A 17,120-nucleotide genomic window follows, 5' to 3' on the forward strand; every position below is an offset into this window, starting at 1 on the left:
GCGCATGTCTGGAATCAAGTGGTGACTTGAACTCTCGGATGTTCGGCCGGGCCCGCCCTCGAACAACGCACGTTCGAGGGCGGGCCCCTGGCGCTTCGTGACGCGAGCCCCCACCCTCCGAGACCTTGGACGCGCCGTGGGCTACTCGATGGGCGGCGGGCAGGAGTGGGGGCAGTCGTATCCGAAGGTGCAGCTATCGCACGAGAGCGGCGGCATGACGCTGATGGTGAGCGGGAGCGTGCTCTGCCCGAAAGGTTGATTGCCCTGCATGAGTCTCCACTCGAACAGGTAGGTCCCCGTCAGCGGGGGGGCGACGGCGGTGAAGAGGAAGGTGGTGTCCTCGCCAGGGTCCACGACTTCGTAGGGCAGCAGCGGGACTCGGGCCACTCCCCAGACCAGGTTGTCCACCGGGTTCTGGGAGCCGAGCTCGACGGGCGTCTGGGCGCTCCAGCTCTTGGTGCCCCAGTTCTTCATCCGGACGGAGAACTGGAAGCTCTCCCCTGGGGCCATGGTGGCGGGAACCAGGGTCTGCTCCACGAGCTCCGAGGCGAACGAGGGGGACTTCACGTTGACGGAGAGGGTCAGCTCGGGGCCGAACGCCGCGCCGTTTCGCTGCATCCTCCACCGGTAGGTAAAGGCTCCTGGCGTCAGGGGCGCGGTGGGCGTGACGGTGAACGTCTTGTGCTGGCCCAGGAGGATGGCGTCACCCGGAGCGAGCACCAGGCTCTGCGCCCCGTCGAGCGAGACGCCGTGCGTGCCATTGGCCGCGCTCCAGAGCGTGGTGCCGGTGTTGGTGACGGAGACGGAGGCGTTGAAGGGCTGCCCGGCGACCACGGTGGGAATCCTTCCGTTGGAGTCGCGCTGGAGGGCGCCGAGGGCGGGGGTGTCCAGGAAGCCGCCCAGAATCTGTTGGCGGAAAGGGAGGAAGGTTCCCGTCAGCAGATTGGAGAGGAGGAAGCGCGGCTCGTCGGGTGGCGCGGTCGGGTCCGGAACTTCGTTGGTGTGGACGAAGGACGTTTGGATGGGAGGGAAGGTGCCGATGGCGCCTCCCAGGTCCGCGAAGCTGCTGCGGTTGTGGCAGCCGGCACAGGACAGAGCCTGGGCGCGCGAGACGACTTGCTCGGGACTCAGCGGGCTACCGATGCGCTGGAGCTCCGCGGCGATGGCGGTGGCGAAGCGGTTTTCGGGAGGAGCGAAGAGGAACTCGTTGAGGTAGTTGTCCGAGGCGTTGAACGACTCCGAGTCGCTCTCGGCGTCGTTGTAGATATCGGGAACCTCATAGTTGAAGCGGTTGATGTCATCGACCGCGAGGCTCGCCACCTGGGTGATGAAGTACTCGCGGAAGCTCACCGCGAGCGGCTCCGTGTTGAAGATGTTGAAGAAGTCGCCGCGCGGGTTGGCTTTCACGGTGACGGGCACGAAGCGCAGGGTGCAGCCGGTGGGGCCACACTGCCGCTTGAGCTTGAACTCGTGGAGCATCCACGGGGCCGGCGGCCCCTGCTGGATGAACTGGTTGGTGCGAACCTGTCCCTCGCCCAGGGGGTTGTTGCCGTAGTGATTGGCGTGGACGACGGGGACATGGCCGGGGCTGCTGGCCTCCAGGAAGAAGGACTTCACGCGGGCGCGGCGGGCGACGGGGTCCGTGAGGGTGGAGAAGCTCGCCCAGGTCTGGGCGATGGGACGGCAGCCCTCCAGACCCAGCTCGCGGCGGGGGTTGGGAAGGACGGCCTCGAAGATGACCAGGTTGCGGTCGGGGGGCGGGTGGGCGAAGACCATGCGGTATTGGCCGCAGTTGGCGCCGTCGGGAGGGGCCAGGTCGAAGCGGTTGAAGAGGCCAATGAGGTTGTAGCGGTCCAGGACGGACCCGTTGCCGAGGACCGCCTCCCTCCCCTCGGACTGACGGCAGTGATAGGGCGCCCCATTGAGCGTGAAGATGTTGTCGCTGCAGTGCGCTCCGCCTGGGAGGTCGGCTTCACCCGGCGCGGGATTCTGGGTGTCCCAGAGCTGGCGGTAGAGCTGCTCGGCGGTGAAGCCCGTGCTCCCGGCCTGTTGGACCAGTTGGTTCATCACCATCCGGAGGGTGATGGTGGAGACGGTCGCGAAGTCGGTGATGGCGAGCGAGCGGCGCGGGTCGAGCGATGCGGACGTCGTGGAGGGTTGGTCGGCCAGGGGCGTGGTGTGGAGCCCGCCGCGCTCGGAGTGGGGAGACGCCGCGGAGGCGGAGCCCAGGCTCGCGAGGAGCAGGCTGACGCCCGCGAGCCGCGAGGCGGTGAGCCACCGGAAGGTGTGGCGTGAGTGCGGGACGGTGGAACGGGATGGTGGGTGATGCATGGCTGTGGCCTCGGAGACACCGATGTCCACGCGGCATTACGCAAGCAGGCATCAACCTGGTTGATGTGAACCGGCCAGTTCGGCCCGGGGTCCGTGTCCGACGTCGTCCCAGGCTCCTTGCCACGCACCTGATCCGAGCTGCCTGGCGGGTGGCGGGTGAATGGCCGGTCCCCACTCGCTCACATCTCCTCCGGAGCGGACTCCCCTCATCGAGAGGCTCCAGAAGTTTCCAATGCCACTCAGGGGGGAAAGCAATGTTTGGTGCGTTCAGACGTATTGGCGGACTCGTGGCCCTCACAGCGGGGCTCTGCGGGTATGGGGCCTTTGCCCAGGAGCAGCAGCCACAGGCGGAAGCGCCACCGCCCGTGGAGCAAGCGCAGCCGGTGAAGCCACAGGCTGAAGCACCACCGCCCGTGCAGCAGGCACAGCCGGTAGAGCCACAGGCGGAAGCCCCACCGCCCATAGAGCAGGCGGCCCCGATGCCCGAAGCACCCGTCGCCAGTGAGCCCCCGGTAGCGGAAGGCGGTGGTGCCGAGACAGTCCCGGCGGCTCCGCCCGAAGCCGAGTCGCTCCCGAGTCCCATCGATTCAGGGCAGGAAGCCGTGGGAGGCAGTGGCATGGACGCGCAGGCCGTGCCGCAGGAAACGCAGCCCGCCATTCCCGATGATCCGGGCGCGGTGATGGGAGAGCAGACCGCTCCCGTCGTCCCGCAGGAAGCACAGCCCACCATCCCGAACGATTCGGGCCCGGTGATGGGCGAGCAGACCGCTCCCGTAGTCCCCCAGGAGGCGCAGCCCGCCATTCCAGATGATTCGGGAGAGGCGATGGGTGGAAGTGGGTCGGAGCCAGTCGCCCCTGCGGCAGGAGAGGTCGTGGGGGAGATGGACGCTCCGGCGATTCCTCCCGAGCCCGCGCCGAGTCAGGCGGTCCAGGTGTCGCCCGAGCCCGTGGCGCCGGAAGCGACGATGCCCGTCGAGTCCCCTCAGGCCTTCGTGAAGGAAGGACCACCGACCCAGGTGCCTCAATCGCCTACCACCACCTCATCCCAGGCGCCGCGGCCGGCGACACCCATTCCCGCTCCCGCCCAGCCGACGGTGGCGGCGAGTGCGCCAACCGCCATGGCCTCGACGAGTTCGGCCATGACGGCCGCAGGGGGGCCACGGAAGGAATGGCACGTCAGCAAGGCCGGTAACGACAAACAGGCGGGCTCGAAGCAGGCGCCATTCCGCACCATCCGTCGCGCGCTGACCGCAGTCGGTCCCGGGGATGTCATCCGGGTGCAGGCAGGCGAGTACCCAGGGAACATCGTCATCGACGGCCCCGTGCGCGGAGGCCAGCCCGGCGCTCCCATCCGCCTGGTGGGAGAGGGCCGCGTGCGCATCGTCCCTGGCGGCGAGCGCGGCACACTCGTCCAGGTGCGGCGCCCCTACTGGCGCGTCGAAGGCTTCGACGTGGACGTGCGCAAGCAGAAGCGCTTCGCGGTCGCGTTCGAGCGGGACACTCAAGGCTCCGCGTTGCTTCGCTCGACACTGCACGGTGGCGCGCTGGGCGCCGCCGTCAGCACCGCCCTGGGGGCGCGGGGAGTGCTCATCGAGGGCAATCACATCCACGACTTCCGCAAGGCGGGCGGGGGTGACTCGCACGGAGTGGTGGTGCAGGCCACGTCGCGGAACATCACCATTCGCGGGAATGACATCCATGACACCTCGGCGGATGGAGTGCAGTGCCTCAAACCGGACAACCGCAATCAGGCGCCCGCCGACGGGGTGCGCATCGAGAACAACCACCTCCACCACACCCGCGAGAACGCGGTCGACATCAAGACGTGCCGCAACGTCACGGTGGTCGGCAACCGGATGCACGGCTTCCGCAAGTCCCGCTCCTCCGCGGGCGAGGCGGTCGTCGTCCACTACTCGGCCAGCAACGTGCGCGTCGAGAAGAACGGCATCTCCGACGCGGGCCGGGGCATCTCGGTCGGCGGCGTGAAGGAGGGGCCTGACCCGAAGAACATCGTCGTTCGTGGCAATCGCATCAACGGCATCTCCAAGGCCGGAGGCAGTGATGGCACGGGCATCCGCGTGGAGAACGCCCAGGGCGTCCAGATTGAAGGCAACACCGTCGAGGGCACGGCCGGGTACGGAATGATGCTCGGGCTGGGGTCCAACAACGGAGCCCCCAGCAAGGACGTGCTGGTGCAGGGAAATACCGTCCGCACGGCGAACCTCGTGCGCCTCGGCAACAAGCGCCCGGGGCTGCGGATGGACAACAACCGCTACGCGCCCAACGGCAACTTCAAGTCCGAAGGGAAGGAGACGAAGAGCATCAACGACTGGAAGAGTTTGTCCGGCGTGGACAAGGCCTCCAGCCAGCAGTGAGGCATTTCAGCGTTCCTCTGTCGGAGCAACGAAGCCCCCGTGGCACACCGCCATGGGGGCTTTCCCTTGAGGACCGCCCAAAGTGCCATGTCGCAACAGGATTGCGCTTGAGCGTCGGATTCCCTCTTGTCATCCAGGCGCACTCCCAGAGAGACTGAGCCCACTCTCCGGGAGTTCCGCGCATGAAATCCATCTCCAGTCATCCCTGGCGGCACATCCTCACCACGTGTCTCGCGCTCACGCTGGGCGCGCTCACGGCTGCCTGCATGGGGCTGGAGGCGGAAAGCTCGGAGTCCTGGACGCAGCAGGACGAGTTCTTCGAGGGCTCCGCCATGGGCGAAGCGAGCTACAGCGTCCACAACTGTCCGGCCGGCCAGGAGTGGGACGCCACCTGGGGCTGTCAGCCTGCATGGGGCGTGTCCTGCTACTACACGCGCGGCTCGGGCTATGTCGGCTTCGAGCCATTCTGCAGCAAGCTCCCGACGACGTCGCCCATCCCCCACAACACCAAGGTGTGCTCGACCACGCGCGGCGGTGGCTGGTGCGGGACCGAGCCCAACTGCTACTCGTGCCCGGTCCACTGCTCCGTCAACCGAGGCCCTGAGTGGTGCGGCGGCGAGCCCAACTGCTACCTGTGCCCCCTGTCCTGTGAATCCACGCGGGGCCAGAACTGGTGCGGCACGGAGCCGAGCTGCTACGCGTGCGGCCCCTCCTGCTCCAGCACGCGCGGCACGGGCTGGTGTGGCATCGAGCCGAGTTGCTACACCTGCACCAACGGTGGAGGAACCTCCGAGGGAGGCTGAGCACCCCGGAGGCCCAGCGAGGGGCCACGGACCATCGTCCCGTGGCCCTCGGCGAGACCAGACACATCCATACAATCAACAGCGGTCGCCGCGCGCCTCCGGCGTGTCCCGCACCTCGCCACCGAGCAACCTCACGATGAGCGCCACCCGTGAATTGACCTCGAAGCGCCGGTAGATGGATTTCGTGTACTGATTCACGGTGAAGCGGCTGATACCGAGCTGGGCCGCGATTTGCTTGTCACCAAGCCCGGCCAGGAGCAGCTCCAGCGTCTGGCGTTCTCGCCGAGAGAGCCTGATGCCGTAGGCCCCATCCCCCGTGATTCCTGGTGCGCCGAGGAGGGTCCCCCACTCCGTGTGGAACAGGTGGAGCAGCTCGCGGTCCGCGGCATCGAAGGGGTGCCTGCCTCGCCCACGGTAGACCCCGATGCACTGCACCACGCCGGGGAGCCTGGACCACCGACTCGAATACACCGAGTCATCGAGGCCTGACGGGTAGAGGAAGTGCTCGACGTAGGGCGCGTCGTACCAGGTCCTGTCCCCGACGAGTTCCTGCCTCATCGCGGTGATGACGGCGCCCGGATTCGAAGGACGCTCCATCAATGAGCGGATGGCCGGATTGCTGTCGCTCCCCATCCGCTGGAGCGCCTCGAGCGCGGGCAGCGCGCTGCCTTCCCACCCTTCCAGGACGATGGCAGTGAAGCCTCCGTGCCCTCCCGGCCTGAAGTCGCGCTCCAGGACGAAGGCCCCCGCCTCCGCCCCCAGGATGCGGAACACGCCAGAGAGCAGATGCCGCACACGTGTCTGCCGCCCCTCTGTCAGCTCACGCGCCTCATTGACCAGACGAACCAGTGCACGAACCTGAGAACTTCGAAGGTTGCCATCGACCATCGGACCTCCCGAATCGCGCCCCATGGGGGCATCCCTTATTTTAGCGAATTACGAGATTTTCCACTTTAAATCAGGATGGGCCCGCTGAACCTCACAACCCCACTGCAGGAGGAAGGCGCATGAAAAGTCAGCTCAAGCGAATGGCTGCACGAGCCGAAAGGGCTACAACATTCCCCTGCCATTGAGCAGCGCCGGCAACAAGACGGTGCACGTCTCCGCCCATGGCGCCACGTCCTCGAACAACGTGGGCTGCCCCCACCGCTCCGGTTCGAGAGTCCGAAGCCGCCAGTCCGTCCGAGACAGACACACACTCGGAGAGCGCGGCAGTCCGTCCCCAGGAGATGACTCCAGCAGAGGCGGTCTCACGACTGGATTCCCGATTCTTCAACGAGAGGGTGGACCTGGCCTGGAGTCAGGAGGCCACGCGGCGCGCGGAGCGACTTCCCCACGGGGCGCGATTCGTGTCCATGGAGTGCCGCGGTTCCATGTGCCGGCTCGAGATGTCCCATCCCAGCCTGGACACCTTTCAGCACTTCATTCGCGAGGGGCTCATCCCTGACACGAACGCGTGGGAAGGCCCCCTTCATGGCCGCGCTCAAGAGCCCTCCAGGCCAGCTTGGAGCAGTGGAGGCGGTAGCCTATCTCGCACGCCCGGGAACCGACCTGGCGCCCTGAGCAACACAAGCACATGGATTCGCAACACGCGCAGGGCAGCAGGCTGACTTCGATTGCAACACAACCACCAATGGGGAAACGCTCTCCTGTCTTTCCCCATCCTCGGTGCCAACGACGGCGCCATCTACGGAATGCCTGACAACAGGACCCTGGTCGCGATTGGCTTGACGAAGACGACCTGCCCGATTCCCCTGAATTGAGGCGCAGCCCGCTGGAGCCTCCGCCGAGCTCTCCCCCAACGCCCCGCCAGAGGCTCGGCGAGCCGGACTGTCACCATAAGAGCACGGCACGCCGCTCCTCCCTCGGCCCCCGGGCCACCAGGCCCACGTGAGGCAACGGCCGTGCACATGGTTTCAGGGGGCCTTCGCGCCGAAGACTCGTGCGCGCACGGTGCGGATGTCCATCCTCGCCTCCGCGCGCACGGGAGCAGCACCCGTCATGGAAACCATGGGCACAACCCGAGCCCTTCTGCCCGGTCAGGTCATCGTCTCGCTGAACTTCGATGACTGCCTGGCAACCCAGACCACGGGGGCCGCCCTCATGGAGGCCCGTGGAATGCGTGGCACCTTCTACGTCCACAGCACCCGGATGGGACTGTCCGGCCGTCTTACGCTCGCCCAGGTGCAGGCACTCCGGGACGCCGGGCACGAGATTGGCGGGCACACGCTGACGCACCCACACCTCACCGAGCTTTCGGCCGATGAACAGCGCCGGGAAATCTGCAACGACCGGGTGGCCCTGTTGAACGCCGGCTTCCGCGTCACTTCGTTCGCCTACCCCTTCGGCGACAAGGACTCGACCACGCGACAGATTGTCATGGATTGCAATTACAACTCCGCACGGGAAAGCGGCGGACTGCGCACCTCCTCGAGCGGCAGCAGCCCGGCCGCCGAGCCCGTGCCACCCGCGGACCCCTACGCCATCCGGACCCACGGCTCCGTGCAAGCCACCACCACGCTCACGGACCTGAAGAACTACGTCCTGCGCGCGGAGGAGTCGGGGGGCGGCTGGGTGCCCATCGTCTTCCACCACATCTGCGGGCCGTGCAATCCACCGCAGACCTACTCCATCTCGCCCACCCTCCTGACGTCATTCCTGGACTGGCTGGCCCCTCGCGTCTCGCGGGGCACCACCGTGGCCACCATGGACGCGGTCATCGGCGGCGTGCTGAAGCCGCCCGTGAGCTGGCCGCCCACGCAGCTCTTGCGGAACCCATCGCTCGAAACGGACCTCAACGGGGACGGGACACCGGACTGCTGGCAGCGCGGCGGCTTCGGCTCCAACACATTCACATGGACGCGGACCTCGGACGCGCATGGGGGGAGCTGGGCCCAGCAGGTGCGCATCACCGCCATCTCCAGCGGCGACCGCAAGCTCATCACCCGGCAGGACGACAACACGTGCACGCCCACTCCGACGACGGGGCATCACTACCGCATCTCCGCCTGGTACAAGGCCACGACGTCGGTCAGGTTCAAGGCGTACTACCGGACCAACGCGGGCGCGTGGGAATACTGGGCCCAGGGTCCCCTGCTGCCCGCGCGCACCAGCTACACCTTCGCCGAGTGGATGACACCGCCCGCCCCTTCCGAGGCCCGGGCCCTCAGCGTCGGGTTGTCCATCGACCGGGTCGGCACGCTCACCATGGATGACTTCGCGCTCTCGGACGTGGAGGCGAGCGCGTCCCCATGAGCCCCCACGGACAGGGAGCGGCATCGCGTCAGACAGCGCCGGGCGTGTGGACGAGGGGCAGCGTTTACTGGAGCAAGGCCCGGAAGGCGTAGACGAACCCGGCAAGCCCCCCGCCCAGAAACAGGATCATCCCCCCAACGAGAGCCACCAACTCCAGGCGCTCCGTCCAGCTCATGGGAGGCACGGCCGGCTCCCGCGCGTCCTCCTCGGTGAAGGGATATCGCGGCGCATCCGTCACGGCATCGAGCAGATAGGATTGACTGAAAGCCACCGCGTAACCGCCCTCCCACCTGTTGAGATACACCTCGATGGCGGTCGCCTCCGCCAGGGTATCGGCATGCTTCCAGTCGATCCCGCTCGGCGGCACCAGGTCCCCGTCCCTGAGGCAACTCACCTCGAAGCTGATGCGCGAGGAGAGCAAGGCGGGGTCGCCACGGAACACCCGCGCGACCCGCCCTTCCACCACCGCCTCGCCCGGCGTGGGAGACGGCAGCACGACACGGTCGACCTCGACTTGAACATGCAGGTCCGCTTCCAACGCAGCACGGGCGTGATAGTGGGCGGGAACGGCCATCGCCCCAGCCTATCCCAATCATTTCCGCCATGTCTGGCCCAGGCCGCTCGCGTGCGCGCGGGAGCAGCCGGCGGATGGCCAGCACGAGCCTCAGGCCCATCACCGTCGGGGCACATCCGGACACACCCCAGTTCACCCGTCGGACGATGGGCTTCAGGCCATGCATCTCCACGAAGCCCAGGGTGGCCATCACCATGCTGCCCGCGCCGTAGCGGAAGCCACTGGCCGCTCCCGCGTACACCACACCGTCCTTCTTGAAGACCTTGGGCAACTCGCGCAGCCCCTCCACCAGGGTGTCCGGCCATCCCTGGCGAAAACGAGCCCACCCTGGAGGGTGACAGGAACACTCCCCTCCAGGAAGCGGCCTGCCTCCTGCGCGGCGGGGAAGCGCCGCTGCGAGAGCACCACGTACTCGTCCACCCCTTCTCCGAGCCTCCCCCCCGCGGTGCAGGAGTTGAAGCGCATCGGAGGGAACCCGCTCACGCGACATCCCCCTTGGCGATCACCGCGACTACCAGGGACTCGGGCCCACCCGTCCGCCGTTAGCGGAGGCCTTGGTGGGGTCGTCCCAGTCGATGACTCCATTGCCGTTGACGTCACGCGGGTCGTTCAAGCCCGCTGCGGTAGGAGGATTCGTCACGGCCGAGCCGATGGCGTTGATGTCGCTCCAGTCGCTGTCCTACCTGGGCGTCGTCTCCGGGGACACCGGCAACCTCTACATCAAGGCCTTGCTCCGGGCGCGCAAGGTCTCCCCCAGCTCGCTCATGGACAGGGTGGTCGTCTCGGAGGGTGAGGCGTCGCGCCTGCTCTCCACCCTCCACCCCGAGAAAAGCCGGGTGATGGGCTCCCAGATGCCGTCCCTGTCCACGCTCGTCCAGCGCCGGACGTGGAGCGCGGCGTCGATGAGCCGCTGTCCTTCCTGGACGGCCGCGAAGTGCTGAGGGGACGGCTCCGTGGGAGGCGCGCCGAGTGCATGATCCGAGGGCGCCTTGGATGGGGGCCCCACATCGCAGTGCGCGTCCGGCGGAGCGGAGGTCCGCGCCAGTAGCATGGTGTCCGCGCTGTTTCGAGCGTCGCCCAGGGAGCCTGATGCTCTCCTCGCGCCCGTGTTGACGAGGACGGTATTTGAGCGGGGCCCCATCAACCCACGGCTGCCATTGATGGGGCAATCACATCCACACGCAAGCCCGCTCATCCTCCCGATGCAAGGAAATTCACCCTGCACCCCCGCGCGCGAGATGACGCGGCGCGAGTCCAGGTCCCGAGGCCCGGAGGCCTGGGAGAGCGCGGTGCGGCAGCGCGACCGGCGAGCCCCTTTTCCACGCCGCACCGGGCAGGGAGCGTCCCCCGACGTCACTCCGGCTCGTCCGAGTCGGGGAGGGCGAGCCCATGGCGCTCGAGCAACCTCCGGAGCTGCGTGCGGTGTATGTCGAGCGCTCGCGCCGCGGCGGTCACGTTGCCGCCGTTCTGGCGCAGGGCCTGTTCGATGCGGGTGCGCTCGTCGGCGGGCAGGGGCTTCGCCTTCGAGGGCGCTTTCCGGGGCGGCGCTCGCGGAGCTTCGGCGGGCTGCGACAAGGCCGGCCCGAAGCCCGCTCCGGCGCCCGGGCTGAGATGACAGACCTCTACCCGAGATGAGCCATGCACCTGCGAGGCCTGTACGGCGACGCACAGCTCGTTCATCAGCTCTCGGACGTTGCCGGGCCAGGGCCTGCGCAGGCACTCCTCGACCAGCGAGACGTGCAGGCCCCGCCCGGGCGACTTGTGCTGGAGTTCCCGCTCGAGCAGCAGGGGAATCTCCTCGGGGCGCTGGCGCAGCGGCGGCAAGGTGAGGTCCGGTCGTCCGATGCGGAAATACAGGTCCTCGCGCAATCGTCCGCTCGCCACCTGTGCGCGCAGGTCCTTGTTGCTGGCGCAGCAGATGTGCAGGTCTATCCGCTGCGCCTTGGATGCGCCCAGCGCGAGCACCTCCCGGTTCTCGAGCACGCGGAGGAGCTTGGCCTGGACCGCCAGGTCCAACTCCACGACCTCGTCGAGAAAAAGGGTGCCGCCATCCGCGGACTGGAGATAACCCTGGGCGTCCACGTCAGCCCCCGAGTACGCCCCCCGCCGAGCACCGAACAGCAGTCGCTCCGCGAGGCTCTCGGGAATGGCCGCGCAGTTGACGGCGATGAAGGGGCCACCTTGCCGGGGAGAGAGGGAGTGGAAGGCGCGCGCCACGCCTTCCTTGCCGGTGCCGCTCTCTCCATGGATGTGCAGGGAATGGCCGAAACTGGCCGCCTGGGAAACTCTCGTGAGCAGGCCGCGCATCGCGGGCCCTCGCACGAAGTCCTCCACGATTTCGACACCGTGGGCCTCGAGCGGTCGCAGGTCCATGCTGGGAACGAAAAGCGAGTCTCCCATGCGCACCACGCGCCGTGCTTCCTGGGCAGTCTCTTTGGGAATGGCCGCTCCATCCACGAACGTGCCGTTCTGGCTCCCCAGGTCCGTCACCCAGAAGCGCTGCCCATCGAAACGGACGTGGGCATGGCGCCGCGACATCTTCGCGTCCTGGACCTCTCCCAACGCGGCGGCGCCTCGCCCCAACTCCAGTGCGCCCTCTTTCAAGCGCACCGCCACGGCCATGGCCTTTCCCCCACCAAAGAGTCGCATCAGTCCCGGGACGCGGGCCCCATCGTCCGCGCCCGCGCCAGCGGCCCCCCTGCTCGCGCGCAGCGTCGACCGCTCCTGTTCCGTTTCCATGACGGTCATCCTATGCCCGTGCCACGGGCACACATCAGGTGGTGCCACCGCTTGTGTCACCCGGTCCCCCTCCGCGAGCCACTGATGCCTCGCAAGCCCCTGAACTTCCAGGTCGAACAGGGAGGTCTCAGGAATTCGAAGTCCGCGCCGTCGCCCGGCATGGCCTTCGCTGAACACAAGACATACGCTTGAATTGAATGAACATGCCCCTGAAGCAAGGACCCCGCCCCCCCGCGTTCCACTCGCGGGCAAGGTCGAGGCTGCTGTATCTGTTGATACTATTCCTGGCCCCCGGGGTCAGCGGTTGCTGTACATTGTTCCCCGGGGGCAAGTCCTGCGTGAGACCCACGCCACCGCCTGGAGAGCCCGACCTCAACGAAGGATTGCCGGTCAAGGACTGCGGCGTGGAGACCTGTGTCCTCGAAGAGGGGGCACGGCGCTCCGGACCTTTCGAATGTCCCACCGGGCAGCCCAACTGCACGCCGGATACAAATGGACTGGGCATCTTCGTCATCGAGGGCGGCTCCTACTGCTTCGCGGCGGATGCGCGGTCGCGTTTCTGCCCTGAAGCCTTCGAGAACGTCCCTGCCTCGGACACATCGCCTCGCCCCACGGTCCGGCTGACGGGCCGAGACCCCGTCGCGCACCAGAACCGGGTCGTCGGCTACACCCTGCTCGGAGCGCTTCAACACCCCCAGAGTCCTGGCCCCGACGAGGTCGTGCGGATTCACAGCATCGAAGCGAAGGGCACGGAGCTCACCGTCAACTATTGTCCCTGGTCCAGCGACTGCATCGACACCGCCACCCAGGTGTTTCACCTCCAGGGTGAGGACCTCCAACGGCTCAAGCTCCGGGCCACACTCCCGGGAATCGACGGCGGCCAGAGAAGAGCGGTCGTCTTCGAGATATCCGTGAGGCTCCGCCCCGAGGGGTCCGGCCGGGTCCGCAAGTATGACGTCCTCTACCGGGAACCCGGGCGTCCTTGGGTCAATCACTGCGACTCGAGAGGCAGCGACGCAGCCGGCAGGAACGCCACGGCCTTCCTGCCGGGGCTCCGCGTCGACAGCGTGAATGCAGCCGTCGACTTCATCCCGGCGTGGACCACCATCGGCTGTGAGTCCGGGTCCATCGTCACCTGCCTCGATTGGGGATACACCCCCTGGGACCCCGACACGGGCGGCGACGACAGGATTCGCAGCCATGTCTTCGGCTCGTGCCTGCAGGCGAAGCGCGCCGCGTACTTCGTCGGTCAAGGCGACTTCAAGAGCTACACCGAGAACGGCACGCGCTTCGTCAAGCGCGACGCGTACGGCCTGGGGAGGGACGCGAACAACCAGGTCTCCGAGCTTCGAACGCTGGAGGCGCTCTGGAGCCCCCTGGGCGCGGTCTGCCTCAACGTGGAGAATCGCCGGGTCCCCGGCATCCCCCTGCCCGAAGGACTGTACGGTGTGCCGTCTTGTGCCAGGCCGCCCACGTGGACACCGACGGGAAAGCTCGCCACGGGGACGGTCAATCCCGCGCCGCACTGAAGCCCGCTTCGCGGAGCGCGTCCGCGTATTCCCGCCGGAGCAGTGGCTGGAGCTCGATGGCCCTCGACAGTGACTCGCGGGCCTGACGCAGGTGCTCGGCGCGAGCATCCGCCCCGCGCGCCAGCCGCGCCTGGAGCAACCGCAACCCTCCACGGACGGCGTGAGCCGAAGCCAGCTTCGGGTCCAGCGCGAGCGCCAGGTCCGCCTGCGCGAGGCCCTCGGAGATGAAGCCGGGGGCCTCGCTCGATGACACGACTTGAGACAGACGCCAGCAGGCCCGCGCCAGCACCTGGTGGGACTCGTTGTAGGGCTGTATCTCCACCGCCCTTCGGGCTTCGACTCGCGCATGCTGGAGGTGTCGCAGTCCGGGTCGGCCGTTCAGTCGTGCCCAGTCTGCCTCCACGAGCGACAGTCGCGCGCTCAGGACCTGGCAGTCGGCGCAGCTCGCATCCCCGCGCGAAGCGGCCACCAGGGCGCGCCGGCCCGCCTGGAGCGAGGCACCGGGGTCGATGTCCGTTCCCACGGCCTGGGTCGCCGCGAACAGGTGTCCCATCGCGAGGAGGAAGTGGGTCCGACCGGAGGTCGGGTTGATGCCGAGGGAGCGCTCGAACCAGCGGGAACCCCGCTCCAAACAAGCGCGCGCATCCGCCCCCGAGGCGACGAGGTACTCCGCGCGAAGCAGCTCCGAGAGCCCCAGCTTGTTCAGCGCGGAGTGGAAGTTGCCGTTGATGGCGAGCGCGGCCTCGCCCGCCGCGATGGCCTTGCGCACCTCTGGCTCCGGGTCGAGCCCCCGCGCGAGGCCATGCGCCGCCATCGCGTTGTACAGCTCAGCGAGGTTCGAGTACGCAAACACGTATTTCGGGTCGTACCTCACGGCCAGACGCAGGAGGCGCTCCGCCTCGGCGTAGGAAGCGGACGGGTCCTCTCCGCGCTCGCGCCGGCGATTGCCCCGCCAACGATGCACCAGCGCCAGGTCGTTGAGTCCCCACGGGTATTGGGGTTGGAGCGCGAGGGCCCTGCCCAACCAGGAGATGGCCGCACCCCAGGCAGGCTCGGGGTCTCTTCCCTCCCACGACGCCTGGAGGCCTTGGAAAAAATGGCCGACTCCGAGGATGTCATGCGACTGGATGTCCTGGGGAGACAGCTCCACCGCGCGCGACGCGGTGGCGAGGCAGTCGGTGAGGATTCGTTTCGGGTCCAGCCCCTGGCCTCCCGGGTTCGCGGCGCGGTAACGATTGATGAGGATGAAGGCCTTGCGGGTGTAGCCGGCCCCGCGAGACGGCGCGGCCTGGATGCCCTGCTCCGCCGCGGCCAGCGCCTTCTCCAGCGAGGCTCGGGGAGACTGCCCCTGGCGCCGGTCGAGCTCCGCCTCCTGCAACCCCACCTCCGCCAGCGCCTCGTAGCTCCGGGCATCGCTGCGTCCCAGCTCCACGGCGCGCTCGTGGAGGCCGCGGGCCTCTCGGAGGCCCGAGCGCGCCGCGTCGTATTCGCCCCGCTCCAGTTGCTCCATCGCTCGCGCATGCGCCACGTCTCCCGCCAGCTTCCGGACCTCGTACAGCCATGGCGCCTGGGCCTCGGCGAGGGATGCGACCCGCGCCGCCGCGTCATAGTCATGGCGGTAGAAGGCAATCAGTCCCTCCAGGTAGCGGGGGGACTCCAGCTCCAGCACGCGGCTGCGCTCGAGGGACTGGAGCGCGGGTTGGAGGTACTGCTCTTCGATGGCGCGCTGCCGCTCCGCGACCCACGCCGCGTCTCCGCCGCGCCGCGCGGCTTCCATCGCCTGGTGGTAGCGCTCGCCGAGGACCCTGCCCAGCGCATAATGGAGCTCCGGCGAGTCCAGCCCCATCCGCCTCGCGCGCACCAGCGCTTCGTGGGCCTGCTCCAGCTCGTGCATCGCCAGATGGCCCCGCCCCAGCGCGTACTGGACGAGCGCGTCCCCTGGTTCCCCCAGCGTGTGCCGCCATGCCGCGATGCGCGCCATGCGCTCGCGCACGAGCTGCTGCTCTCGACGGGTGTCATGCAGGGGAAGCGTGTATGCCATTCGCAGGAACCACTCGATATCCTTCACCTGCTGGCCCAACTGCTCGGCCATCCGCGCACGCCCCTCCGATTGCAGTCGGGCATGCCGCGCCTCCAGGCTGGAGGTAACGCCCAGGACCGAGAGGAGGAGGATGCTCGAGAGCGACACGGCCGAGACGGCCACGAGGGTCCGGTGCTTGCGCGCGCGGCGCCACAGTCGAGAGAGCAGCCCCGGACGCTGCCCGAGGATGGGTTCTCCGTCGATGTACCGCCCCAGGTCCTCGGACAGGGCGCGGGCTGACGGGTAGCGCTGCTCGGGGTCCTTGCTCAGGCACTTGAGGACGATGACCTCCAGGTCGCCGGGCAGGTGCGGCACGAGCGCGCGCAGGGGCGGCGCATCCTCGTGGAGCACCTTGTTGAGGGTGCCAAGGAGCGTCTTGTCCGAGAACGGGGGCGCGCCGGTCAGCAGCTCGTGGAGGGTGGCACCCAGGCCATAGACGTCCGAGCGCCGGTCGACGGCCCGCGTCTCCCCTCGGGCCTGCTCCGGAGACATGTACGCGGGGGTTCCCATCACCGCGCCTGACCGCGTGAGGCCCTGCTCGAGGCCGGACTCGTGCGCCAGGCCAAAGTCCATCACCACCGGGAAGCAGCGCCCGTCCTCCTGACGCCGCAGCAGTATGTTCCCTGGCTTGAGGTCGCGGTGGATGACGCCGAGCCTGTGCGCCTCGTGCATCGCGGAGGCGACCTCTCGCATCACCTGGATCTTCTCTGGGAGCGACAGCCCTCCCGCGGCCTGGTCGAGCCGCTGGCCCTCGATGAGCTGCATGGCGATGTAGTCGCGGCCCTCCGCGTGGCCCACCTCGTACACCGCGCACACGTTCGGATGGTCGATTCGCGCCTGCGCCCGGGCCTCTTGCAGAAAGCGCATCACCCGGTCGGGGTCATCGCCCCGGACGAACTTCAGCGCGACGGTGCGGCTCAGCCGCCGGTCCCATGCCCTGTGGACCTCCCCCATGCCGCCGCGGCCGAGCAACTCCAACAACGTGTAATGCCCCACGGAGGAGTCCCCGTGGAGACCGGCGGTCCCCGCCCCGGGCGCGATGCTGAGCTCCACGGTGGGCCGTGCCGCATCCGGAGCGTCCTCCCGGTCATCGTCCATGCGTTCCCCCATGCCGTCACGATAGTCCACGGCGGTCGACCCAGACACACGGACCCAGTCAATCCGGCACGGCGAAGAGGTGTGCCCGGCACCGCCCGGTGCTGTGCCTGCATCGTGCCCGCCAGGCCCATCGTCACGTGAGTTCAGAGGGAGACGCCTCTGATGAGCGCGTCCTCAGGCTCGGCACGCGGGCTGCAATCACATGCAGTCGACGCGGATGCATGGAGAGGCCATCCCGGCCGCGATTCCCACTCCACACATCCACGTTCATGCCGCCGAGCCGAGGGGCCGGCCGCGGCAAACATACTCACGCGCCTCGAAGTATCCCCACTCCCA

Annotated in this window: 11 protein-coding genes; 6 read left to right on the forward strand and 5 right to left on the reverse strand. The window is 68.1% G+C overall.

Annotated elements, in window-relative coordinates:
• Positions 1-141: 141 nt before the first annotated feature.
• Positions 142-2,331: an NBR1-Ig-like domain-containing protein gene (locus HUA75_RS40800; RefSeq protein WP_174489514.1), complete on the reverse strand. Its 2,190-nt coding sequence runs from the start codon at positions 2,329-2,331 to the stop codon at positions 142-144.
• Positions 2,332-2,948: 617 nt separating this feature from the next.
• Between HUA75_RS40800 and HUA75_RS40805 the strand changes: the two genes are divergently transcribed.
• Positions 2,949-4,706 (forward strand): nitrous oxide reductase family maturation protein NosD, encoded by a 1,758-nt coding sequence (locus tag HUA75_RS40805; protein ID WP_174489515.1) that lies wholly within the window; start codon positions 2,949-2,951, stop codon positions 4,704-4,706.
• A gap of 182 nt (positions 4,707-4,888) precedes the next feature.
• Positions 4,889-5,509 (forward strand): hypothetical protein, encoded by a 621-nt coding sequence (locus HUA75_RS40810; protein WP_141647242.1) that lies wholly within the window; start codon positions 4,889-4,891, stop codon positions 5,507-5,509.
• A gap of 75 nt (positions 5,510-5,584) precedes the next feature.
• Here HUA75_RS40810 and HUA75_RS40815 read toward each other — a convergent pair whose 3' ends face one another.
• The gene (locus HUA75_RS40815; RefSeq protein ID WP_371746309.1) at positions 5,585-6,304 is read right to left on the reverse strand and encodes a response regulator transcription factor; all 720 of its coding nucleotides are present in this window, start codon (positions 6,302-6,304) and stop codon (positions 5,585-5,587) included.
• Between the two features lie 1,215 nt (positions 6,305-7,519).
• On the opposite strand from HUA75_RS40815, the gene HUA75_RS40820 reads away from it, so the two are divergent.
• Positions 7,520-8,764: a polysaccharide deacetylase family protein gene (locus HUA75_RS40820; protein WP_174489517.1), complete on the forward strand. Its 1,245-nt coding sequence runs from the start codon at positions 7,520-7,522 to the stop codon at positions 8,762-8,764.
• Positions 8,765-8,828: 64 nt separating this feature from the next.
• Here HUA75_RS40820 and HUA75_RS40825 read toward each other — a convergent pair whose 3' ends face one another.
• A complete protein-coding gene (locus tag HUA75_RS40825; protein WP_174489518.1) occupies positions 8,829-9,338 on the reverse strand; it encodes a hypothetical protein in 510 nt (169 codons plus the stop codon).
• 74 nt (positions 9,339-9,412) lie between these two features.
• On the opposite strand from HUA75_RS40825, the gene HUA75_RS40830 reads away from it, so the two are divergent.
• Positions 9,413-9,550 (forward strand): hypothetical protein, encoded by a 138-nt coding sequence (locus HUA75_RS40830; protein WP_174489519.1) that lies wholly within the window; start codon positions 9,413-9,415, stop codon positions 9,548-9,550.
• A gap of 438 nt (positions 9,551-9,988) precedes the next feature.
• The gene (locus HUA75_RS40835; protein ID WP_141647239.1) at positions 9,989-10,279 is read left to right on the forward strand and encodes a hypothetical protein; all 291 of its coding nucleotides are present in this window, start codon (positions 9,989-9,991) and stop codon (positions 10,277-10,279) included.
• A 412-nt stretch (positions 10,280-10,691) separates the two neighbouring features.
• Here HUA75_RS40835 and HUA75_RS40840 read toward each other — a convergent pair whose 3' ends face one another.
• Positions 10,692-12,077: a sigma 54-interacting transcriptional regulator gene (locus HUA75_RS40840; protein ID WP_174489520.1), complete on the reverse strand. Its 1,386-nt coding sequence runs from the start codon at positions 12,075-12,077 to the stop codon at positions 10,692-10,694.
• A gap of 338 nt (positions 12,078-12,415) precedes the next feature.
• On the opposite strand from HUA75_RS40840, the gene HUA75_RS40845 reads away from it, so the two are divergent.
• Entirely contained in the window at positions 12,416-13,606 is a 1,191-nt protein-coding gene (locus tag HUA75_RS40845; RefSeq protein ID WP_174489521.1) for an ADYC domain-containing protein, read from the forward strand.
• Here the strand turns inward: HUA75_RS40845 and HUA75_RS40850 are convergent.
• The gene (locus tag HUA75_RS40850) at positions 13,587-16,784 is read right to left on the reverse strand and encodes a serine/threonine-protein kinase (RefSeq protein ID WP_254628034.1); all 3,198 of its coding nucleotides are present in this window, start codon (positions 16,782-16,784) and stop codon (positions 13,587-13,589) included. The genes HUA75_RS40845 and HUA75_RS40850 overlap by 20 nt on opposite strands.
• Positions 16,785-17,120 lie beyond the last annotated feature (336 nt).

It is taken from the genome of Myxococcus sp. CA040A, assembly GCF_013336725.1.
Lineage (GTDB): Bacteria > Myxococcota > Myxococcia > Myxococcales > Myxococcaceae > Myxococcus > Myxococcus llanfairpwllgwyngyllgogerychwyrndrobwllllantysiliogogogochensis.